A 24977-nucleotide genomic window follows, 5' to 3' on the forward strand; every position below is an offset into this window, starting at 1 on the left:
TATGTTATGCAGATAAGATTAAAAAAATATGTAATACTTGCAGCAGGACTGGGAATTCTTTCCCTTTCCTGTTCTGGTGACGACGAACCAACATACGAACCTCCTGCGCCACCTGCTCCTGTTGGTGAAGTAGTGGGCCAGGCCAAAATATGGACCACCACCGGCACAGGTTCCAAACTGCTTGGCAGGCAGGATGATGTGGATATTTACGATAGTACAGAAGGTGAAAATCCAAGTATAACTGTAGATGCTTCACAGCAGTATCAGGAAATAGAAGGTTTTGGCGCGGCGCTTACCGGCTCATCCGCCTACGTGATCAACAGGATGGATGCAAATCAAAAAAATGCTCTGCTTACAGATCTTTTTGATCCTGAAACCGGTATAGGCCTTAGTTATTTAAGATTGACTATGGGGGCTTCAGATTTTTCGCTAAGTGATTTTACTTATAATGATGTTCCCCAGGGCCAACAGGACCCCGATCTTAGTGAATTCTCCATTGCTGAAGATGAGAAACACGTTATTCCGGTATTAAAAGATATTCTGCAAATTTCTTCAGATGTTGGCATTATGGCAAGCCCCTGGAGTGCTCCGGCCTGGATGAAAACCAGCCAGTCCCTGTACGGTGGCAGCCTGGAAGAAAGATGGTATGACACTTATGCCGATTATTTTGTAAAATATATAGACGCTTATGCTTCGCAGGGAATTGAAGTTAACGCGGTAACCCCGCAAAATGAACCGCTTCACGAAGCAGGATATCCCACGATGAAGATGGAAGCTGCCGCGCAGGCCAGTTTTATAAAAAACAGTTTAGGCCCTACTTTCGAAGAGCAGGGAATCAATACCAAAATTATCGCTTACGATCATAATTTCGATGAACCGGGTTATCCCATAGCCGTGCTTTCAGATGAAGAAGCTTATGAATATGTGGACGGTGTCGCTTTTCATGCCTATGCCGGGAATGTTTCTGCCATGGGAGAAGTGCATGAGGCATTCCCCGATAAAGGCTTGTACTTCACTGAAGTCTCTGGAGGGGAATGGGCTACGGGATTTGCAGAGAACCTAAAATGGAATATGAGAAATATCCTTATAGGAACTACTAAAAACTGGTCTAAAACAGCTCTTTTCTGGAACCTCGCTTTGAACGAAAGTTTTGGCCCCACCAATAATGGGTGTGAAGATTGCCGCGGGGTGGTAACTGTTTCCGGTTCAGGAGAAATTGATAAAAATGTAGAATATTATTCTCTTGCTCATTTTTCGAAGTTTATAAGGCCAGGGGCTCATCGTATTTCTTCAACAGAATTTGACAGCAGCACAGGTTTGCAAAGCGTTGCTTTTCAGAATACTGACGGCAGTCTGGTACTGGTGGTGCTAAACGATTCGGGTTCAACAAAAAGTTTTTCTGTAATAAATGAGGAAGAAAGTTTTAGCAGTAGCCTGGAAGCCAATTCGGTTCAGACAATTGTTTGGGAATAAAAAATTAAATACCATTAAAAATGAAAAATTTAAAGATATTATTTGGTGCTTTTCTCGCACTCGTTCTTATGGTCTCCTGTGAAGAGGAAGACAACCTGGATCCAATAGGACAATGGGATCTGGATGCCCCGCTTTTGACCTCAGCCCAGGAAACTATCATCTTAGATGAAGATCTGCCCTCCAAGCCTGTAACTTTTAACTGGGAGCCGGCAGTCTCCAGCGAAAGATACCAGGTGCGTTATACTGTGGTTATCGATACTGCAGGCAGTGAAAATTACGGCACCCCGCTTTTAAGCAAAGTTTCAGAAAACGGAGGTAAGGATACTCAGGTGAGTTTCACTGCTTCCGAAATAGACCTGGCACTTTCTTATGCCGGTTACGGGGCAGATTCAGATGCCGAATTAGAAGTTGCGGTGCTGGCAAGAAGTATAGATAAAATAGCTACGGATGCACAGAACATTACCGTACATCGCTTTGAAACTGAATACAAGCCACAACAGCTCTATCTTAGCGGAACGGCCACAGAGGGTGGAAACGAGATGGCCCAGGCTATTCCAATGCGTGCCATGGAAAATGCCGATGGTAACCTAACCTATCAGTTCGAAGCCTATACGCACTTGGAAGCGGGGGAAAGCTTTAGGTTATACAGTAACCAGCAAATGCCTGCGCATGTGTATGGAGGAAGTGAGGGAGAACTTGTGAAAAACGGGGATCCTATTACCGTGGAAGAAACAGGGGAATACCGCCTTACGGCCGATCTTGAGAATCACACTTATAACCTTCTAAAGATTGATTACCTCAGTGTTGTGGGAGATGTAATTCCTAATGGCTGGGGAGGCGACGAGGCTTTGGAATACCAGGGCAACGGCGTTTGGCAAAGGCAGATGTACCTTCAGACTCCCGAAAGTGGCCAGGGTGGATTTGTTTTAAGGCTAAATGGAAACTGGGAATACCTCCTTAAGCGAATTGCCGGCACTCAAAATCAATTATACATGGAATCCCAGGCGGGTGACGCAGGAGTGTCGGTGGAAGATATTCCGTTGGCTTCCGCAGGAAATTATACCGTTACTGTAGATCTTTCAGGAGACACCTATACCTACAGCCTGGAAGCAGACCAAACCAGCACTCCCCCATCTGATACACCTGAAGCATTGTACCTACTGGCAAACGGGGAAATCGTTGCTACTTTCCAGAAGGATGGAGATGTATTTAGCTCAGGTTCTTTCCTTCCCTTACAGGCTGAAGTTGCATATCAGCTTAACAGTGCTGAAGATGGCAGCGGAACATCCTATACGCTTGACGGGGCCATAGGGGAAACCTCAAATCCTGATGGTGATGTAGTGAATGGAAACCTGGCAATCCTGGAAGGAGAAGGTGATGTAATGGTAGCAAGAGATCAGGCTTATCAGTTAAAACTGGATTTCTCTACCGGAATGGCTAACTGGAAACATTATAATATTAAACTTTTCCATTGGGATGAAGCCGGAGGAGGCTGGGATAGCCGTGATGAATTTTTAATGACTTATGTACATCCTTTACAATATACCACTACAAGGAATTTGGAAGCGGGATATGCTATGAAATTCAATTCACCATGGGAAGTTCAGTTGGGAGCAGATGACCCTACTGCAATGTCCGGAACTATGACCAACAACGGGGGTTCCAATTTTCAAAATATTACTACTTCCGGCACCTATGAAGTGAATATTGAAGTCTCTGAAAACTACGAGACAGGAACCTATGAATTTATAACCCAATAATTAGCCTTTTTTCAAAATGTAAGACTATCCTGGATTTTCAGGATAGTCTTTCTATACCCCTACTGTTATGCAAACTTGTAAAACAAAAAATCTCAGGCTCTTCTTGTTAATGCTTCTTGTTTCAGGATTCTTTGCCTGTAATCAAAATAAGACGGAATCTGAAAAAGCCAGTTTATGGTTAACCACTCTGGATAAAAATTCCCTTTTGGAGAAAAAAGAGATTGCGCTTGAAAATAAAAACAATGATAATAAAAAGAGTGTCCCAACAGTAACTGTAGATACTTCCCAGACTTTCCAGAAAATGGATGGTTTTGGATACACTTTAACCGGAGGAAGTGCCTTACACCTTAACAAGATGAGCGATTCTGCCAGGACTGCTATTTTACAGGAGCTTTTCGGCACTTCGGAAGATGAATTGGGAGTAAGCTATTTAAGGTTGAGCATTGGTGCTTCAGACCTTGATGATAAACCTTTTTCTTATAACGATTTACCTGAAGGGGGAACCGATATGGAACTGGAAAACTTCAGCCTTGCCAATGACACGCTTAACCTTATTCCTGTATTAAAGGAAATACTTGAAATTGCGCCCGACATCAAAATTCTTGGCTCCCCCTGGTCTCCGCCTGTGTGGATGAAAGACAACAAGGATACCCGTGGCGGCAGTTTGCTGAAGGAATATTATCCAGCTTACGCGCAATACTTCGTAAAGTACATAAAGGCCATGGATGAGGAAGGGATTACTATTGATGCCATTACCATTCAGAACGAACCTTTACATCCCGGGAACAATCCAAGTATGCTGATGCTTCCTGAAGATCAGGCAGATTTTATCAAGAATCACCTGGGACCTGCCTTTGAAGAGAGTAATATTGATACAAAAATCATCCTTTACGATCATAATGCAGACCGTCCGGGTTATCCCATAAGCATTCTGAATGATCCTGAAGCTGCCAAGTATGTAGATGGTTCCGCATTCCACCTCTATGGAGGAGAGATCGAAGCCTTGTCTAAAGTGCATGACGCCCATCCTGATAAAAACCTTTATTTCACAGAACAGTGGGTTGGAGCCCCGGGTGATTTCACGAAAGAGATGTCCTGGCATACCGAGAATCTGATCATCGGGGCGCCGCGTAACTGGAGCAAAACGGTACTGGAATGGAATCTTGCTGCCGATGAGAACCAGCAGCCGCATACAGACAGGGGTGGCTGTGACCGCTGCCTTGGGGCTATTACCATAAATGGAGATATGGTTACTAGGGAGCCTGCTTATTACATCATCGGACAGGCTTCAAAGTTTGTACGTCCGGGTTCCGTTCGAGTGGCTTCCAATGAACCCGAAAACATTCCGAACGTAGCTTATCGTACTCCTACAGGGAAAATAACCGTCATTTTGCAAAATACTTCTGAAGAGGAGCAATCTGTGAACGTGGAATTAGGAGAAAAAGAAGTGAATATTCAGCTTAAACCGGGGGCTGTTGGCACCCTGGTATTTTAAAAAAATAAGAATGAAAAGATTTATTATTGCTGCAGGATGCTTTGTTTTCGCAGCACTCAATATTAACGCGCAGGAAAATCAGCAAAAAACAGATGCTGAAATTTCTTCAAGGACCGAAGAGATCCTGTCCAAAATGACTTTAGAAGAAAAAGTTGGTCAGATGACGCAGGTCACCCTGGATGTAATTGGCGAGGGAGAAGACCGTTATTCCAGTTATGAGCCTTTTAATTTAGATGAAGCCCTTGTTAAAAAAGCAGTAGGGAAATATAAAGTTGGTTCTTTCCTGAATACGGCAAACAACCGCGCCCTGCCCAGGGAAAAATGGTATTCCATTATAAGTAAGATCCAGGAGATCAATTCCGAAGAAACCCGCCTGGACATCCCTATTATTTATGGGGTAGACGAAATTCATGGAGCTACCTATACGGCAGGTGCAACTATGTTCCCGCAACAAATAGCGCAGGGAGCAAGCCGTAATCCTCAACTCGTGCAGCGTGGCGCTGAAATTACCGCTTATGAAACCCGGGCAAGCGGGATTCCATGGAACTTTTCCCCTGTTCTTGATTTGGGACTGGATCCAAGGTTTTCCAGGATGTGGGAATCTTTCGGGGAAGATCCATATCTGGTTTCCACCCTGGGAGTTGCCATGATTGATGGTTATGAAGGTGTAGATAACAATATTGGCAATCCGGAGCATATCGCTTCCACAATGAAACATTTTCTAGGTTATCATGCCGTAACCTCAGGAAAAGACAGAACTCCATCTTACATTCCTGAAAGTGCTTTACGCGAATATCATTTGCCTTCATTTAAAGCAGCTGTTGAAGCCGGTGCACATACCATAATGGTAAATTCAGGAATAATTAATGGCGTGCCTGTTCATGCAAATTACGACCTGCTCACAAAGTTGCTTAAAGAAGAACTTGGTTTTGAAGGATTAGTAGTGACAGATTGGGCAGATATTGAAAACCTGCACCGCAGGGACCGTATTGCTAAAAATGATAAGGAGGCCATTAAAATGGCCATTAATGCCGGCGTAGATATGAGTATGGTACCTTATCAGTACGAACGTTTTGTGGACAATCTTCTGGAACTGGTAAAAGAAGGAGAAGTAGAAACATCGCGTATAGACGATGCCGTGAGACGGATCATAAAAGTAAAACTGGCTCTCAATTTATTTGAAACGCCCGTTACCAATCCTGATGATTATCCAAAATTTGGAAGCAAGGAATTCGAGCAGGCTTCTTACAACATGGCTGCTGAAGCTATTACCCTTCTGAAGAACGAGGGGAATATACTGCCTTTGAAGAAAAATGCAAAAGTACTGGTAACCGGCCCTAATGCGAATTCAATGCGTACCCTCAACGGTGCATGGACCTATTCCTGGCAGGGAGAAAAGGTGCCGGAATTTGCACAATCTTATAATACAGTTCTGGAAGCCGTTCAAAATGAAATCGGGAAGAAAAACGTGACCTATGTGCCCGGAGTGCAGTATGTGGAAGGCGGCAATTACTATGAAGATGAAAAAGCTGATTTTGATAAAGCTGTTTCCGCGGCGAAAAAAGCAGATTATATTCTGCTTGTAGTAGGTGAAAATACCTATACAGAAAAGCCCGGCGACCTGAATGACCTTTACCTTTCAGACAATCAAACCGAACTGGCCCAAAAGCTTGCTGCCACTGGAAAACCGGTAATATTGATATTGAATGAAGGCCGTCCAAGGATCATCAGTAAATTTGAAAAGCAGGTGCCTGCAATAATCCAGGCTTATCTGCCTGGAAATTACGGGGGAGATGCGCTGGCAGATATTATATTTGGAGATGTAAATCCTTCAGGAAAAATTCCTTATAATTATCCCCGTTATCCCAATGCGCTGATTCCCTACATTCATAAACCTTCTGAAGAGCAGACAAAGGCTGAAGGGGTTTATAATTATGAAGCCGATTACAACCCTCAGTTTTCTTTTGGGGACGGGTTAAGTTATACTACTTTTAAGTATGAAAACATGGAGCTCGATAAATCTTCCATTATGCCAAACCAAAGCCTGAAGGTGAAAGTAAAAGTTACCAATACCGGTGACAGGGCAGGAAAAGAAGTGGTAGAGCTTTATACTTCAGACCAGTATGCCACCCAAATTACACCCGATGTTAAGCGACTACGCCGCTTCGAGAAAATAAATCTTGAACCCGGGGAATCCCGAATCTTGGAATTCAGCTTAAATCCAGAAGACCTCTTTTACTATAATGCTAAAGGTGAAAAGGTACTGGAAGCAGGTGAGTTTGAAGTGCAGATTAAAGATTTGAAACAAAAATTTGAGCTTAAAGAAAAATAAGCCATTAACATGACAATTTTTACACATAGAAAGGCCCTTAGATTATCCCGGGCCTCACTATTTATATAACTTATGTCTGAATTTTTAATTTTATTCTTTTCATTATTAAAATTCACGAGTATGGGTATTGTTTAAGTCATGAAAGGCTTTTTGAGACGCTCTTGAAGATAATTCGTCTAAAAGGATTTATTCTTTGTAGGGTAATACCTCGAGGCTTGCCTCGTCAGTAAACGAATTAAATTTGAAAAAGTGTTCCACTAAAATGCTCCGTGGGTTTGCCCCGGAGAAACTTTACTACAAAATTTAAAATGAAATGAGCAAGTTCTTAGGAGGATAGGTAGCAATTCTCTTAATCCATAAACCAGTTCGGAATTAAACTTAAAACTTATTTAATTCCTCTTGATAAACATCCATAAGGTTGGAGGGAAGTGATTTCAGATAAATTTGAGTAGTATTTAATTTACTATGGCCTAACATCTCCGAAATAGCCATAAGAGGAATATTTTTTAGCATTGCATGAGTGGCGAAGCTATGCCTGGAAACATATGATGTCAGCTTCTCATCTATGCCACATCGCTCTGCCAGTCGTTTTAATCCATCATTGTATCGATGCAAGGCGTCTTTGGCATCCTTATACTGTAACTCCAGTTTTTCTCTCTTGATAATTGGTAATATGAAATCTCCTGGCTTTTTATCTTTTGTGTAGTAAGTAATAATTTCTAGTAAAGGTTCAGTTATTTTTATATCGTACAGCTTTGAAGTTTTTTTACGCTGAAATCTTATGCGACCATCCATAATATTTTCCACCTTTAGGAATGCCATGTCAATGAATGACATACCGAAGAGCATATATGAAAATATGAAATAATTCCTGTAGTGAATCATAAAGTCAGACGGATCAATTTTGGCTTGAAGTATTTTCTTGATGGATTCTATCTTTATAGCTCTCTTTGCCGTCGGTACTGTCTTTATCTGATAATTATAAAAGGGATAAGCCTCCCTTTGGATAACTCCTTCCTTAATTCCTCTATTATAGATCGCTCTAAGTGTTCGCATATATGAAGCAACCCCATTGATGCTATTCTTAGATTTAGATAAATGGAAACGTTCGAAATCTACCAGAAATTCATAATTAACTTCATTAAACTTTACGTCTTTTCCTTTTGTGAATTTTCTCAAGATATTGATTAAATGCTGATAGCTTTGTGCTGTGCCAAAACGTTTGGTGGCCTTTAGCTCTGCGACTTTAGATTCACCAAATTCGAAAAAAGAATCATATCTATTCTTCCCTACCAGACGATTTTTTAATTGCTTAATTGATAAAAATCTAAGTTCACCATTCTCTTTTAGCTTATTCACTTTATCCTGATATGTAACCAGCTCCTTGAGTAATAAATTATTTAGGTGGAACAGAGAATCCGTGCCTTTATAGGACCCCTTGATCTTTTTCTTTTTATCGTCCCAACATTCCTCCGGAATTGCGTGTCCTGTTGCTATAGATGTAGTTTTTTGGTAATGGCCAAGACGAATTATAACCGGAAATTTGCCATCTTTCCGACTTCTTCTTTTGTCTAAACTAAGGGTTAAACTCGTCTGCATCAGATAAATATACGTAAAAAATTTGCACATAATTTGCACATATTTTTTTGATATCAAAGAGAATCATTTGATATCAAATTTCATTAAAATGTTGATAACCAATTAAATATGTTTCTATTTGATTTACTTTAATTGGAAAAAAACACACTCATAATCAAGGGGTCCCTGGTTCGAGCCCAGGTGGGACCACTCATAAATATAGGCTTCACGAGGTTATACCTGTGAAGCCTTTATTTGTTTGCACATAAACGGAATCTTTTTTTAAATCCTTAAAAGTAGAATGGGTTTATAGGTAGTTATAAATTAAGATTTAAAGCCGAGTTATCTATCTTTTAGTGGATCACGTCCTGGTATATACCAGAAGAAGACATTCTTATTTAGGCAACAGAACTGTTAAAGGATTTGAATTAGATATGTATAATCACCAACTAATAGCTTAGTCACTCAACTTAAAGTCCAGGTTTTATTGCAAGTCCAACATTTTGGGGTAGATTATCCCTGTGAATTACTGAAAGTTTTGAGAAATACGGAGATAGAAAGAAAAGTTCAGGTGATAATAAAACAAACTGCTAAAACTCTTTTTTTTATTTTTACAGACAAACCATTTTAAAATGACCATAAAAGAAATAGCTAAAAGAGCAAATGTATCTTTGGGAACAGTAGATAGAGTTATTCATGATCGGGGAAAAGTTTCTAAAGAAACAAAAGAAAAGATTTTACGAATTTTAAAGGAGGTTGACTATAAGCCAAATTTCTATGCAAGAGGTCTTGTGCTCAATAAATCCTATGTAATCACAGCCTTAGTGCCTGATTTTGATGCCGGTGAATACTGGGAAATGCCTAGCCGTGGAATTAAACAAGCAGCTAAAGATTTAAACCAATTTGGAATTAAAGTAGTCTTTTTTTATTTCGATCAAAATGATTCGGAGTCTTTTATTAGGAAAGTCCAGGAAGTTCTTGAATTAAAGCCGGATGGGGTGATTTTAACTCCAGTAATAAATTTTGAGGCTGTAAAATTATGTGCAAGATTAAGAACAATGGCAATTCCCTTTTCTATCATTGATTCGAATATACAGAATAGTGGTTCTATAAGTTTTATAGGTCAGGATGCAATCCAAAGTGGTAGATTGGCAGCAAAACTATTGAGTACATCCACTGGGGGAAAAGGTAAAATATTAATTCTCTCTATCAAGAATAATGAAAATCACAACAAGACTTTGCAAAAGAGGAGTGAAGGATTTAAAGACTTTTTGTCACAAAGCGATAGTCTTCAGGATATAAAAATAGTTGAGCTTAATGTAGATCAAAGAGAATCTAATTGGAAGGAGTGCCTAGAAGATATCCTTGTTGGACAAAATCCTGATGGAATTTATGTGCCAAGCTCAAAGGTACATTTTGTAGCTGAAGTTTTGATGAAAAGAAAACTTAAAATTAAGCTTGTTGGGAACGATCTAATTGATAATAATTTAGATTTTATAGCTGCGGGTATAATAGATTACATTATTGATCAACGTCCTGAAACGCAGGGATATTTAGCTGTGGAGAACTTTTATAAATATCTTGTTACCAAGCAGAGGGTGGAGAATGATTATTATTTACCATTAGATATAATAACAAAAGAAAATTACATGTACTATAGGTCCCAATAGAGATGGTTATATTTAACTAAAAATGTGTACGTGCACATTTTTAGTTAAATTTTTTATGATATTCCCCCAGTTTTTATATATTGCAGTCATAATTTTTTCCAAGAAAACGTTTTAGTAGGATAAAATTTAGCATTTATTAATTTTTAATGTGTACGTACACATAACATTTACTTATCAATAATAATAAACATTTAAATTATGTTTAAATACCAAATTAACTGCCTTACATGTGTTCCTTTACGGCTAGCAGTATTAACACTCTTATGGTTTTATAGTGTTGGGAGCTCCTTTGCTGCACATTCTACTGCAATAGAAAGATCTGTAGATCTAAATCAGGATTTTGAAATAACCGGTACAATCTTAGATAATAATGGAGTGCCATTACCGGGTGCTACTGTTTTAGAAAAGGGTACTAATAATGGAGTGCAATCAGATTTTGATGGAAATTTCACCCTGGAAGTCAGTAGCGAAGACGCTGTTTTGGTGATTTCGTTTGTGGGCTTTGACACACAGGAAATCGCGTTGAATGGCCAATCTACGATTGAAGTGACTTTGGAAGAAAATGCCGCTGCATTAGATGAGGTAGTAGTTGTAGGGTATGGGACACAGGAAAGAAGCGATTTAACAGGTGCTGTTGAGACCGCAGATCTTGAAACATTTAGAAAATCTCCTAACACCAACATTGCTCAATCTCTTCAAGGTACAGTTCCAGGCCTTTCAGTAGGTCAGGTAACCAGTTCCGGATCTACACCATCCTTAAATATCCGTGGATCTTCGACGATTTCCGGTAATAGTAATGTGCTGATTGTTTTGGATGGAATTCAATATAATGGTTCACTGGAATCTATTAATCCTAATGACATCGAATCGATCAATGTATTAAAGGATGTTAGCTCCACAGCAGTATATGGGGCTCAGGCAGCTAATGGTGTTATCCTTATAACAACAAAATCTGGCGGGTATACACGGGGAACCCGTGTTTCTGCAAGTTCTTCATATGCCATTCAGGAGCCTACTGAAGATATAAGGCCTATGAGAAGGGAGGAATATTTAAATCATATGTATGATTTGCTTTATGAGGAAGCTTATTTAGCTCCTGACTATACCCAACCTAATCCCAATTTTAATCTTGAAGATTATATTGATCCTTCGATGTTAACAGAGGATGGTGAAATTGCGCCTTTTGATTATGACTGGTTTGATGAAGGAACACATAAGGGTTATATTAATGAGAATAAAGTAAGTGTGAGTGGTGGTAGTGAGGCTGTTAGATATTTATTTTCACTAGGTTTGACAGATCAAGAAAATTTTATACGTAATGATAATTTCCAAAGAAAAAGTATAAGGCTGAATCTTGAAACAAAGGCTAGAGATTGGTGGAAAATCGGAATTCAATCATTTGGTTCATTTGTAAATAAGGATGGAGCTGAGCCATCTATGGATCGTCTTCTCAGACAATCTCCTTTAATTCAACCTTATGATGAAAATGGTAATTTAGTGCCATTTCCTTTTAATACAAATACAGAGAATCCTTTTGTTACCTATGACGTCAATGATTACGAGAGACACGACTACTTTTTCGCCAATCTTTATACAGAAATAGATTTTCCATTTCTGACGGGATTATCATATAGATTAAATTTTGGAAATAATTATAGGATAAATAAATACTACAGGGCCAGTGAATATGCTGCGGGTTTTACGGGGGAGGCATTTAAAAACCACAATAACTATTATGATTGGAACCTCGACAATATTCTAACTTATAAAGATAAATTTGGTAAACATGCGATAAATGCTACGTTATTATATGGGGCAATAAAACGTCAAAATGAATATACCGGCTCAACCGCAAATGGCTTTACCAGACTTAGCTTAGGCTATAATAGCTTAGAACAGGGAACCAACCAGTTTGCATATTCAGATGCCTGGCAGGAGACACTTAATTATCAGATGGCCAGGGTGAACTATAAATTTGATGATAAGTACATTTTTACTGGTACTATAAGAAGGGATGGTTTTTCTGGGTTTGCGCAAAATAATAAGTACGGTTATTTTCCTTCGGCTGCGTTGGCCTGGGTGCTTTCAAATGAATCTTTTTTACAAAATGAGAAAATAAATAACCTAAAGCTCAGGGTAGGTTATGGTCTAAGCGGTAACCAAACCAGCAGGTATAATTCTATAGCAAGCTTAATCACTAGACCAGCTTATATTTATGGTGATGGAGGGTCCACGGCTTTTGGGCAAGAGCAAAATACTTTAGGAAATGCCGATTTAAGATGGGAAAAAACTACTGGTTTAAATTTAGGTGTGGATTTTTCATTATTTAGTTCTAGAATAAGCGGTAATGTAGAATACTATATTAATAGGACTAATGATTTATTGTTCCAGGTAGCTATTCCTCATGTTACAGGATTTAATGACATCAATACTAATATTGGGAAATTGGAAAATAAAGGCTTTGAATTAGGACTTAACACACATAATATAGAAGCTGAAGATTTTTCATGGACCTCTACTATTAATTTCAGTACCAATAAAAACAAAATCTTAGAGTTGACAGGGAGGGATTCAGATGGTGATGGCGTAGAGGATGATTTAATTTCCAGTAATCTTTTTATAGGGGAATCCTTAGGAACAATATATGCTTATCAAACAAAGGGTATTTATCAGCTAAATGATGAGATTCCAGAGGGATATTTTCCAGGAACTTTAAGAGTTGTAGATCAAAATGGAGATGGAAATATAACTCCCGCAGATGATCGTGTAATTTTAGGTAGAAGTGAACCGGCTTATCGTATAGGTTTTATCAATAATCTTAGCTATAAAAATTGGAATTTAAATGTATTTATAAATTCAATCCAGGGAGGTAAAGACGGCTATCTTGGTTATAATCTTAATCGTTTAGTTCTTGATGACAATGCTTTAAGAGACAACTATCCGAGTGGTGTAAATTTTTGGAGCCCTAATAACCCTGCAGGAGATCAACCACTTTCCAGGAACAATGCTACTATAGAACCTGGAGTATGGAAGGACAGAAGTTTTATTAGATTGCAAGATGTTAATCTCAGCTATTCTTTTGAACCTAATTTAATCGAGAAGTTAAGTCTATCTGATTTAACCCTATTTATTAGTGGTAAGAATATTGCGACCTGGACAGATTGGAAGGGTTGGGATCCCGAAACTAACCAGGAATTAACGCGAAATGGTCGGCCTGTTATGAAAAGTTACTCCTTAGGCCTTAATCTAACATTTTAAAAATTTGAAAATGAGAAAGTTTATTTGCAAAGTGATATTGAGTTTTATAGTTATGGGGTCTGTTTCTTGTGATGAAGATTTCTTGGATGAAAAGCCAATTGATTTTTTAAGCTCATCGAATGCATATTTAACCTATGAGGATTTTCAAGCCTCTATTAATAATTTGTATTATCTCACTAGAGATGAATTTTTCAGTGGCTCAGAATATAGACCATATGATTATTTATACGGTACTGACATTGTTTTTGATGGACAGCCTAGTACTCGCAGGCATACTAATATGGTTGCAAGTTATGATCCGACTAGTGAAATTCCTGCTGTCCATTGGGATAATCTGTATAAAATAATTTCGGAAAGCAACATTATTATAAACAGATCTCAGGAGGCGGAATTAACCGATAATCAAAAATTGGAAATTGAAGCTGAAGCAAGTTTTTTTAGAGGTTTTGCATATAGAACTTTATTGTATCTGTATGGCGATGTGCCCTTAATAACTGAGGAAGTTACAAGTCCCAAAACAGACTTTACAAGAGCAACAAAAGAAGAGGTTCTAAACCAAATTATTTCTGATTTGAATTTTTCTGGAGAGAATTTGCCTTCAATAAACGAGGTGGCAGATGGAAAGGTTAATAGTTTAGCCGCATATCATTTGCTCTCTGAAGTTTATATTGCCGCAGAAGAATACGAGAATGCGGTAGATGCTGCATCAATGGTTATTAACGACCCAAACACAGCTCTTATGCAGGAGCGTTTTGGGGCAAGAGCTAATGAACAGCCAGGTGATGTATACTGGGATCTATTTAGGAAACATAATCAAAATAGGGCATCCGGAAATTCTGAAAGCCTGTGGGTTATTCAATTTGAAACAGACGTCCTTGGAGGAGGAAGTGTTTCTACGAGTACGAGTGGGTCTTATAGAATGGAAAGGCAACATGCGCCATTTATCAGAAATGTAAGAGTGGATGGAATTGCACCTTTTTTATGGCCAAGGAGCGCTTATACTGGTGGCCGTGGTATTGGTTGGGCAGTACCTACAGAACATTTTAGTCATGTTGTATGGGGAGATGATTTTGAGACTGATATAAGAAATGCAAACCATAATTTTGTACGAGAATTTACAGCTGATAATCCTGATTCCCCAATTTTCGGGCAGGTATTATCAACCGAGAATCCTCCAGAAGGTGTAGATACTACTCGTGATTTCTATCCTTATCAGACTAAAGTAACCACTCCTTTTAATCATCCTGAGGGTCTTTACGCAGACAGAGATTTATGGATTTTAACAAACAATGCGGGTGCAACGTATACAGACCAGTATATGTTTAGATTAGCCGAAACCTATTTATTGAGAGCAGAAGCTTATTTAAATCTTGGAAGAACCACTGAAGCCGCACAAGATATAAATAAAGTTAGATCAAGAGCAAATGCAAGTCCAGCTTCTCCTGGCGAAATAGATATCAATTATATTCTGGATGAAAGATTGAGAGAATTTGGTGTGGAAGAGAAAAGAAGGCTTACCTTGATGAGACTCGGATTACTGTATGATAGGGTTAAGGAATTTAATCCTTATTATGCAGACGAAATTCTGCCAAAATATAATCTATGGCCAATTCCGCAACCAGAAATAGAACGAAATATTGATGGTAATCTTGAGCAAAATCCCGGATATTAGCTGTAAAGGTCTGTAAAATAATAAATAAAGACAAAAAGTAAGGTTAGATGGGTGTTTCATTGAAGAAAAGGCATAGGGATTATATGAATAGATTCAAATTCTTTTTTTTGTCACTGGTCGTATTGTCAGGTTTAATTTGTAACGCACAAGAACATAGGAAATCACAGCGCCCAAACATCCTCTTCGCTATTAGTGATGACCAGTCCTTTGCTCACACAAGTTTTGTGGGATGTCAATTTGTTAACACTCCTGTTTTTGACAAAGTGGCCAGAGAAGGGGTATATTTTGCCAATTGCATTGCGGGTTCGCCCGGATGTGCCCCTTCTAGAAGTTCAATTATAACAGGTCGCTATCCGTGGCAAAATGAACAATCCGGCCAACATGCCTCTGCCTGGTTAAAAAAATATGTACCCTTTATTGATGTACTTGAAAGGGCAGGATATAGTATTGGACGTACCGGAAAAGGGGTTGATCCTTTTCAGTATGCTAGAAATGGTAAAGATTCTTTATGGAGAGAAACAAATGCAGCAGGAATACTCCATTCCGATTTCGAATATGATAAAGACAGCCTGAGCAAAATGGGGGGCTATGCCAGTGGAATCAAAACTACCGATTATTTTGGCAACTTCAAATATTTCGTTGAAAACGAAAAAGGGGATAAACCATTCTTTTTCTGGTTTGGTGCCCGGGAACCTCACAGGCCTTATGAAAAAGACTCTTATAAAAAAGTTGGGAAAGATTTAAAAGATGTAAGGGTGCCGGGATTTTTACCTGATAATGATGTTGTAAAAGGGGATCTGCTGGATTATGTGGTTGAGGTTGAATGGTTTGACAGGCAGTTAGGATATATGCTAGAGTATTTAGAGGAAATAGGAGAACTGGAGAATACAATAGTAATTGTAACATCTGATAACGGGAAACCTTTTCCAAGCGTAAAAGCTAATGCTTATGAATATGGTATACATGTGCCTATGGCTATACGATATCCTAGAAATTTCTCCGGAGGAAGAGTGATAAAAGATCCGGTATCATTTGTGGATATAGCTCCTACAATTTTAGATATCGCAGGAGCAAGCCCAAAAGGAATGATGATGCCTATTACAGGGAAGAGTTTTTTGAATATTCTAAAATCCAAAAAAGATGGATATGTAAACAAGGAAAATGCATATGTTTTTTCAGGAAGAGAGCGTCATTCCTCATCGAGATATAAAAACTGGGGTTACCCGCAGCGGGCTTTGCGCAGTAGGGATTATTTATTTATCTGGAATATGAAGCCAGACCGGTGGCCTGCAGGGGCTCCACAGGAATTCAATCCCAATGATATTACTAGTGAAATTTTAAATGACGGATCCTATTTATATGGAAGGGCATATACAGATATAGACGGAAGCCCCACCAAGGATTATCTTTTAAAACATGCTGATGAGGAAGAAATCAAGCAATTTCTTCTTATGGCAGTAGGAAAGAGACCGGAATTTGAATTGTTTGATATCAACAAAGATCCCTATTGTTTAAATAACCTAGCCGATAGCCCGGAATATGCTGAAGAGAAAGAGAAACTAAAAGCGGAATTGATAAAGGAACTTAATAAAACAAAGGATCCTCGTATAGTAGGGCCAGATAAAGAAATATTTGATAGTTACAAGAGGTATTCGCATATAAGAAAATTTCCTGAACCGGGACATCTTGATATTGAGTTAAATAGTGAAAGATGATAAATTGCGGGTGAAAAAAATCTAATAACAAGAGTTCAATAAAATTTGAAAAGCATTCAGATTACTTTTTCGCAAAGATAAAAGATTCTAATAAAACAGTTTGATGATGAATTGTTTAATCTGAAAACCATAGCACTTAAATCTTTTCAAAAAAAATGAAGATCATGAAATTCTCCCATTTCAAAAATATAAAAATCCTTAGTTTACTGGCTTTCGTAATGTTCCAGTATTCCTGTAATACCCGGAACCAGGATTTAGTAATAAAAGGCGGAATCCCGATATACGTTGCGTCTGATGAGGCTAAACCTGTAATGAAAGCGGTTAGGGACTTGCAAAGAGATTTAGAAAAATTTTTTGGTAAAACTTCAGAAATCGTAAATGAATTACCCAAAGATGGTCCCTCATTGATAGTAGTTACCGGTAAAAAATATAAGGGTAAATATCCGGCAGTAGAAGAATGGGAATCCCATCAGGTTTATGCCGATAATGGTGCTATTGTGATAAACGGTGCCGATATGAGAGGAACCATATTTGCCATTTATACCTTTAGTGAGGAAATATTGGGTGTTCCTCCATTTTGGTATTATAGCGCGTGGGAAGCTGAAAAGAAAGATGAAATAACAATTTCTAATGACCTCAATATCAATATTAAATCACCAGAAGTGAAATACCGGGCTTGGTTTCCTAATGATACCGACCTTTTTGCACCCTGGCGGAAGTTATCCAGAGAAAACAGCGAGATGTGGTTAGAAGCCGCACTTCGTTGTAAAATGAACACAATGGAGTGGTTTGACGATGAACGCGATTATGCTGATAAATATAGTGTTTCGCCTACTACCCGTCTCATCAAAGAATATGGCTTGGTGAATACCAGCCATCACCATAGTCCATTGAATGCCTCTTTCCATGGTTGGAATGATTACTGGAAAAAAACAAAGGATACTGTTCCTCCTGAGCTCTCTCTGGCAAATGTAAAGCAGGTGGAAGAATTCTGGCGGTATAATGTGGAATGCATCGTTAGGAATGACATCAATATGCTATGGGTCGTGGGTTTTAGAGGTAGTGGGGATCATCCATTTTGGTATACTTTTAAAGATGCGCCAGAATCAATGACCGCTCGTGGCGAAATAATTGATAAGATGACTAAAAGGCAACACGATATTGTACTTGAAGTAACCGAAAATCCAGACACTCAATTTAGGACAATATTTTACAATGAACTCTCTGATCTGTTAGCTCAGGGCTACATTCATCCTCTGAATGATCCAACTCTTATAAGGACCTATGTTGCAACACGTAGGGATCATTATCCTAATAATGATATTCAGCAATTGGATGATAATTCAGATGCGAGGTTGGGCTATTACTTTAATTACCAGTTTAACTCTACCGGGAGCCATCTGGCAGCGGGAGAAGGTCCCTGGAAAATGGAAAAAAACTATAGATATGTAGCAGAGAAGAGCAATAAACCACTTGCTTACTCTGTAGTAAACGCAGGAAACATAAGAGAATACGTAATGGAACTTTCGGCTAATGCCGCTATGATGTGGGATTTTGATTCGTACTCTACAGATTCTTTTCTAAAGGATTTTTCCACCAAATATTTTGGCGAAGAGCAAGCTTCAGAGATTGCTAAACTTTACAGCGATTACTATAACTCGTATTGGAAATCAAAAGAAGCGGATTTTGAAAATTTTGATAGACAATACATTTTTTTAGATCTTAGATATAGAAGAGCAATCCAAGATATAGCTAAAAAATTCAATGACGGTTATAAATCAAACCCACTTGAAGATTTAAGTAATGAACAAGTAAAAGGCAGAACCTATAGAATAGAACCGGAAGATAACGGGGCAGATTCTCAAATTGGAGCTATAATAACAGGAACGAAAAAAGCTGCGGATGAATTTTTAAAAGTTGCACATGATGCAGATGCTATCTATAAGAATTTACCAAATGATAAGCAGCCGTTTTTCAATGACAATCTGAGAGCTCCTGCGTATTTCATGTATTATCTAAATCAATGTTTATTGCATTTGAGCCAAGCCTATCAAATGGATGACTCAAATCCAGACCAGAAGAAGCTTGTTAATAATACTATCGAAGATTTGGAAAATGCTAAGGAAACTCTTAAGACCACAGAACACGGAGTATTCTTACGCTGGTATGAGGGGGACAGAGTTTTTGGATTTGATAGGGTTTTCAGGAGTTTAAATGATATAAACAAAAATTAAATCTTTTCTAATATACAAGAAATGAATATTATGCACTGGGATATTCTATTGGAATTTTATTTTTAGATTTTCTCAAGTGATATGCAATAGGTGCTTGAATTTGAATGAATTAAATTTATTAAAGAAAGAAAGAAGAATGAAGTTTTCTAGAGTATTGATGATAGTATGCTTTCTAAATATTTTTTCGGCTCTTGGGCAGAGTAATAGTAAACCCAATGTTTTATTCATTTTTGTGGATGATTTACGTCCTGAATTGGGAGCATATGGGAATGAGATCATAAAAACTCCTAACATAGATAGACTAGCTTCAGAAGGAAGCGTTTTTAAGAGGCATTACGTACAGGTTCCAACCTGTGGTGCTTCAAGATATTCCATACTAACTGGAACTCTGCCTCAATCGAGGGAACATCTAAGCAATGAAGCAATTAGGATGTTTATTTCCGGTGAACCGGAGACAAACAGGCCAGAAACCTTTATCCATCAGCTAAGACGCAATGGTTATTTTACTGTTGGGATTGGAAAGGTAAGTCACTACATTGATGGCTTATACGGTTATGAAGAAAGTTCAAAAAATGCACCGCCTGAACTTCCGTATAGTTGGGATAAAAATTTGTTTAATGCAGGAAAATGGGAAGATGGTTGGGACGCTTTTTTCGCTTATGCAGATGGAAGCAGTAGAATAACGAAGGAGCGGAATGTCAAACCTTATGAAAATGGTGATGTGGATGATGATGGTTATCCAGATGGCCTTTCAGCAAAACTGGCTCTTGAGCAAATAGATTCCCTGGCTAACAGGGACGAACCATTTTTTCTTGGAATTGGCTTTTTTAAACCACATTTGCCTTTTAATGCTCCGAAAAAATATTGGAATATGTATGATGAAGCTGAAATTTCAACTACTGCATCACCCTTTATTCCTGAAAATGTTAATTTAGCTAGCTTGCATGACAGTCCCGAGTTTAACCGTTATAAACTAGGTGATGAACATCCGGTACTAAATAGACCAGCATCAGAAGAATATGCTAAAAAAGTAAGGCATGCGTATTATGCTGCTGTGAGTTACACTGATGCACAAATTGGTAAACTAATAGATAAGCTAAAAAGTAAAGGATTGGATGAAAACACGATCGTAGTCCTTTGGGGAGATCATGGATGGCAGCTGGGTGATCATCAGGTATGGGGAAAGCATACTTTGTTTGAAAGGGCACTAAAAAGTCCTTTGATTATTAAGGCTCCTTCAATCAAAAAGCAGGAAAGGGATGTTGAAGAAATAGTAAGTTCAATTGATATTTATCCTACTTTGATGGAGTTGTGCGAAGTGAAAATGCCTTATGAAACCCAGGGAAGAAGTATGGTGAATCTTATGAGTAAAAAAAATAATGATAGGAACTGGCAGGAAAATGCATACGGATATTTTAATAATGGAATAACGGTTAGGGTACCGCGTTATCGGTACACGAAATACTTCAGGGATGAGCAGCCAGTAATCGAACTTTATGATCATAAAAATGATCCTAATGAAAATAAAAATATTGCGGCAGAAAGGCCAAAACTGGTCAATAAATTAGATAAGGTATTGGAAGAAGGAAATACCGGACTTTATTCAAATAATAATTAGATATAATGTATATGAAATCTTCATTTAAAAAAATTTTAACCGTTGCAGTTAGTGCTCCATTATTAATAAACTGCGCCAACAAGTCCTCAGAGCAAGCTGTTGGTCAACCAATGTTTAATGGGAAAGATATCTCCGGTTGGACGCAAAAAAACGGTAAAGCCAAATATGATGTAAAAGATGGAGCTATTGTGGGAACTACGGTTTCGGGAACACCGAATTCATTTCTCACGACAGATAAAAAGTATGATGATTTTATTTTGGAGCTCGACTTTAAGGCAGATCCTAGTATGAACTCTGGGATCCAGATAAGAAGCGAGAGCAGACCCGATTATCAAAATAATCGTGTACATGGTTATCAGGTAGAAATAGATCCTTCAGATCGTGCATGGAGTGGTGGTATTTATGACGAAGCCAGAAGAGGGTGGCTGTATCCTTTGAATCTGAATACTTCCGCACAGAGTGCATATAAAGAAGACGATTGGAATCATTACAGGATTGAAGCCATAGGTGATACCATTCAAACCTGGGTAAACGGAGTGGCAGCTGCAAACCTGGTTGATGATAAGACCAAAGAAGGCTTTATAGCTTTACAGGTACATGCAATTGGAGATGATGAAGAGCCGGGAAAACAAATTATGTGGAAAAATGTAAGGATTTTAACGGATAGCCTGGAGCAGTATAACAGGAAAAGCAACGCGCCGGTATTTAATACTAAAAATCAGCTGACATCCTCAGAAAAAGAAAATGGATGGAAACTGCTTTGGGATGGCAAAACTACTGATGGATGGCGGGGGGCCAGATTAGATGATTTTCCTGAAAATGGTTGGATCATAAAAGACGGTGTATTGACCGTACTGGCAAGTGGTGGGGCTGAATCTGCTGCAGGCGGCGATATTGTCACCGAAGATCTTTACGGAGATTTTGAACTAAAAGTAGATTTTAAAATAACTAAAGGTGCAAACAGTGGAATTAAATATTATGTTGACACCGATATAAATAAAGGCCCCGGATCTTCCATTGGTTTGGAATACCAGATTTTAGATGATGAGAATCATCCAGATGCAAAATTAGGAAATCATGAAGGAAGTCGCACGGTGGCCTCCCTCTACGACCTTATAAAAGCAGATCCAGATAAACCAATTAATTCTGTGGGCGAATGGAATACGGCACACATCATTTCCAGGGACAATCATGTGGAACACTGGCTAAATGGTGTTAAAGTTTTAGAATACGAACGCGGAAGTGAAAATTTTAGAAAACTGGTTTCAGAGAGTAAATATGACAAATGGCCAAACTTTGGAGAATTAAAAGAAGGCCGGATTCTTTTGCAGGACCATGGAAACAGAGTTTCATTCAAAAACATAAAAATTAAAGAACTATAATATGACTACAAGGAGAAATTTTATAACGAAATCAATTTTAGGTGGTGCCGCAGTTGCTGTCTCAGGTTCTGCTATGGCTATGCCGGCAAAGAGTTACAGAAAAATTATAGGAGCTAATGACAGGCTAAAGGTCGCTATTGCTGGATTAGGAAGAAGAGTGGGGGCATACATCGAACCGGTTGCTCTGAAAAGCGCAAATGTGGAATTAAGGTATTTGTGTGATGTAATGGAGAGTCAGCGGGAAAAAGCCTTGAAGAATTTTACAGAGCATATTGATTATACACCTAAAACTGCAAATGATATTCGGAAAGTACTTGATGATAAAAATGTGGATGTTCTACTTAATGCAACTCCCGATCATTGGCATACACCTGGTTCTATTATGGCTATGAAAGCAGGAAAACATGTATATGTAGAGAAACCCTGTAGTCATGATATGAATGAAAATGAAATGCTGGTGGCTGCTGCTAAAAAATTTGATAAGGTAGTGCAAATGGGAAATCAACAACGTTCTTCAAATCATACTATTGAACTCATGAAGGAAATACATGCTGGAGCAATAGGGAAGCCATATAAAGCAGTAGCTTTTTATGTCAATTCCCGGGGACCTGTACCTGTACAGAAAAAGGCTCCGATTCCGCAAGGTCTTGATTGGGAATTATGGCAGGGCCCAGCTGTCCATAGGGATTATACTTCTGAAACCTGGGACTATAACTGGCATTGGTACGGCTGGAATTATGGTACAGCTGAAGCCGGTAATAATGGGACACATGAACTGGACGTTGCCCGTTGGGCCCTACAGGTTGAATTTCCTCAACATGCACGGGTAGAAGCAGGAAAACGTCAATTTAAAGATGATGGCTGGGAAATGTATGACAGCATGGAAGCAACTTTCAGTTTTCCTGATAACAAAATTATTCAGTGGGACGGTAAGAGCCGGAACGGTTATAACACTTATGGTGCAGGTCGTGGAACCATTATTTATGGTAGCGAGGGTGCTGCTTTTGTAGATCGGGGAAGGTATGAAATGACAGATCGTAGTGGTAAAATAATTAAAGAGAAAATTGCAGGATCAAATGAAGCCGGGACTGCTCTGGGAGGAGGAGGTGACACCACTACGGCGCATGTGGTTAATTTCTTTAATACTGTTCGTGGTACAGAAAAATTACAGGCTCCAATTGATGATGCAGCGATTAGTATGGCTATGGTACATTATGCTAATTTGGCTTATCGCACCAGGAAAGATTTTGCTATAGATGAGAAGACGGGGCGGATCTATGACCGAGATGCCATGGCGCTATGGAGTCGTGAATATGAAAAAGGCTGGAAACCACAAGTATAAGATTTGGTTTTAAAAATTCTGATAAGGGATTTTTATTCTAGGAGGGTAAATATCCCGAGACTTGTCTCGTCAGTAAATGTTTAAAGTTTGAAAACGTGTTTCTCTAAAATGCTCCGTGGGCTTGCCCGGAAAGATTTACTATCAATGAAAAAGCGTTGACCATTTAAAGAATTATAAAATGAAAAGAAGGGAATTTGTTATAAAAGGGAGTATGGCCTCTATAGCTTTGGCAACTTCAACTTCAATGTTAGGTAATTTTAGTTCGTTTAATGGAGCTAATGAGACCGTAAATATGGGGATTATTGGAACTGGCAGTAGAGGAGCGGGTCTCATACCCTTTATTAATCAGATAGAAAATTTAAAGGTGGTCGCATGCTGTGACATATTACCTACGCATCTTGAAAATGGAATAAATCGTGCAGATGGCAATCCTAAAGCATATACGGATTATCGAAAGCTTCTGGAAAATAAGGATATAGATGCCGTATTGGTAGCCGTTCCTTTTGGCTTGCATGCAGAGATAGAACTGGATGCTCTGGATGCCGGAAAGCATATTTACGGAGAAAAAACCTTAGCTAAAGGTTATCATGATATTAAAGCTTTACTTGAAAAAAAGACACCTAAAACTATTTTTCAAACAGGACATCAATATCATAGTTCCAGGCTATATAATCATGTGGTCGCTTTAATTAAAAATGGGAAAATAGGGGACATTACGGCTTTTGAATGCCAATGGAACCGTAATGGAGACTGGAGAAGATCTGTGCCAAAGACCGAACTAGAAAAGCTGATTAATTGGCGCATGTACCGGGAATATTCAGGAGGCCTTACGGCCGAATTGTCTTCCCATCAAATTGATTTTGTAAATTGGGTACTCGAAGCTACTCCTGAACAGGTAATGGGTACTGGCGGTATAGACTACTATAAAGATGGTAGGGAAACTTATGACAATACCCACTTAATTTATAGCTATCCAGACGGAATAGAAGCTAAATTTACTTGCCTTACCACCAATGCGAGAAATGATTATCAAATTAAAGTAATGGGAAATAAGGGTACTTTCTTATTAGATTATACCAATGCCTGGTTTTATCCTGAAGGACATTATAAGAAGGAGAAAGGCAACGTAGATGGAGTTTCTGGCGCAACCATACAGTGGGAAGAAGGTAAAGGAATTCCCATAAATGTAAATCATGCTAATCCCAGTAAACAGGCCCTCATGGACTTTAGAGATAGTATTAAAAATAGCAAAACACCGCTGTCAAATTTGAGAACTGGGGCAAAAACAGCTATTGCAGTGCAAATGGCCCTGGATGCTATGTATAATAACAAAATCGTTAAATGGGAAGACCAATTCACAAAATACTTCACCTAAATCTTAATCCCAGTTCGCCATGAATAAAAATGTGTACGTACACAAAAATTTCCTGTTACAGAACAAGTATTCT

14 protein-coding genes and 1 pseudogene are annotated in these 24977 nt (G+C 38.6%); 14 read left to right on the forward strand and 1 reads right to left on the reverse strand.

The window, feature by feature from the left end; all coding sequences use genetic code 11:
- The first annotated feature begins 6 nt into the window (after positions 1-6).
- The 4 genes from RM553_RS08045 (at position 7) to RM553_RS08060 (ending at position 7060) form a co-directional block, all read left to right on the forward strand.
- Entirely contained in the window at positions 7-1473 is a 1467-nt protein-coding gene (locus RM553_RS08045; protein ID WP_311534411.1) for a glycoside hydrolase family 30 protein, read from the forward strand.
- A gap of 20 nt (positions 1474-1493) precedes the next feature.
- Positions 1494-3233 carry a SusE domain-containing protein gene (locus tag RM553_RS08050; RefSeq protein ID WP_311534412.1) on the forward strand — a complete coding sequence of 580 codons (1740 nt, stop codon included), beginning with the start codon at positions 1494-1496 and terminating at the stop codon, positions 3231-3233.
- Between the two features lie 109 nt (positions 3234-3342).
- A complete protein-coding gene (locus RM553_RS08055) occupies positions 3343-4728 on the forward strand; it encodes a glycoside hydrolase family 30 protein (RefSeq protein ID WP_311534426.1) in 1386 nt (461 codons plus the stop codon).
- Between the two features lie 10 nt (positions 4729-4738).
- On the forward strand, positions 4739-7060 hold the full coding sequence (locus tag RM553_RS08060; RefSeq protein WP_311534413.1) for a glycoside hydrolase family 3 N-terminal domain-containing protein: 2322 nt from the start codon (positions 4739-4741) through the stop codon (positions 7058-7060).
- A gap of 378 nt (positions 7061-7438) precedes the next feature.
- On the opposite strand, the gene RM553_RS08065 is transcribed toward RM553_RS08060, so the two are convergent.
- Complete coding sequence (locus RM553_RS08065; protein WP_311534414.1) at positions 7439-8659, reverse strand: phage integrase SAM-like domain-containing protein; 1221 nt, start codon at positions 8657-8659, stop codon at positions 7439-7441.
- Between the two features lie 251 nt (positions 8660-8910).
- On the opposite strand from RM553_RS08065, the pseudogene RM553_RS08070 reads away from it, so the two are divergent.
- The 10 genes and pseudogenes from RM553_RS08070 to RM553_RS08115 all read left to right on the forward strand — a co-directional run.
- Positions 8911-9099 (forward strand): annotated as a pseudogene (locus tag RM553_RS08070) (IS3 family transposase); the annotation flags it as partial.
- Positions 9100-9270: 171 nt separating this feature from the next.
- Entirely contained in the window at positions 9271-10308 is a 1038-nt protein-coding gene (locus RM553_RS08075) for a substrate-binding domain-containing protein (RefSeq protein WP_311534415.1), read from the forward strand.
- 198 nt (positions 10309-10506) lie between these two features.
- Complete coding sequence (locus RM553_RS08080) at positions 10507-13566, forward strand: SusC/RagA family TonB-linked outer membrane protein (RefSeq protein WP_311534416.1); 3060 nt, start codon at positions 10507-10509, stop codon at positions 13564-13566.
- 10 nt (positions 13567-13576) lie between these two features.
- Positions 13577-15238, forward strand: a complete 1662-nt coding sequence (locus tag RM553_RS08085; protein ID WP_311534417.1) for a RagB/SusD family nutrient uptake outer membrane protein — start codon at positions 13577-13579, stop codon at positions 15236-15238.
- A gap of 107 nt (positions 15239-15345) precedes the next feature.
- Positions 15346-16953 (forward strand): sulfatase family protein, encoded by a 1608-nt coding sequence (locus RM553_RS08090; RefSeq protein ID WP_311534418.1) that lies wholly within the window; start codon positions 15346-15348, stop codon positions 16951-16953.
- Between the two features lie 155 nt (positions 16954-17108).
- Positions 17109-19187, forward strand: a complete 2079-nt coding sequence (locus RM553_RS08095; protein ID WP_311534419.1) for a glycosyl hydrolase 115 family protein — start codon at positions 17109-17111, stop codon at positions 19185-19187.
- 136 nt (positions 19188-19323) lie between these two features.
- Positions 19324-20805 (forward strand): sulfatase, encoded by a 1482-nt coding sequence (locus tag RM553_RS08100; RefSeq protein ID WP_311534420.1) that lies wholly within the window; start codon positions 19324-19326, stop codon positions 20803-20805.
- Positions 20806-20816: 11 nt separating this feature from the next.
- Positions 20817-22187 carry a 3-keto-disaccharide hydrolase gene (locus tag RM553_RS08105; RefSeq protein WP_311534421.1) on the forward strand — a complete coding sequence of 457 codons (1371 nt, stop codon included), beginning with the start codon at positions 20817-20819 and terminating at the stop codon, positions 22185-22187.
- 1 nt (position 22188) lies between these two features.
- Positions 22189-23529, forward strand: a complete 1341-nt coding sequence (locus RM553_RS08110; RefSeq protein ID WP_311534422.1) for a Gfo/Idh/MocA family protein — start codon at positions 22189-22191, stop codon at positions 23527-23529.
- Positions 23530-23707: 178 nt separating this feature from the next.
- Positions 23708-24904, forward strand: coding sequence for a Gfo/Idh/MocA family protein (locus tag RM553_RS08115; protein ID WP_311534423.1), 1197 nt, complete (start codon positions 23708-23710; stop codon positions 24902-24904).
- Positions 24905-24977: the final 73 nt, after the last annotated feature.

It is taken from the genome of Autumnicola tepida (assembly GCF_031846485.1).
In the GTDB taxonomy this organism is placed as follows: Bacteria; Bacteroidota; Bacteroidia; order Flavobacteriales; family Flavobacteriaceae; genus Autumnicola; species Autumnicola tepida.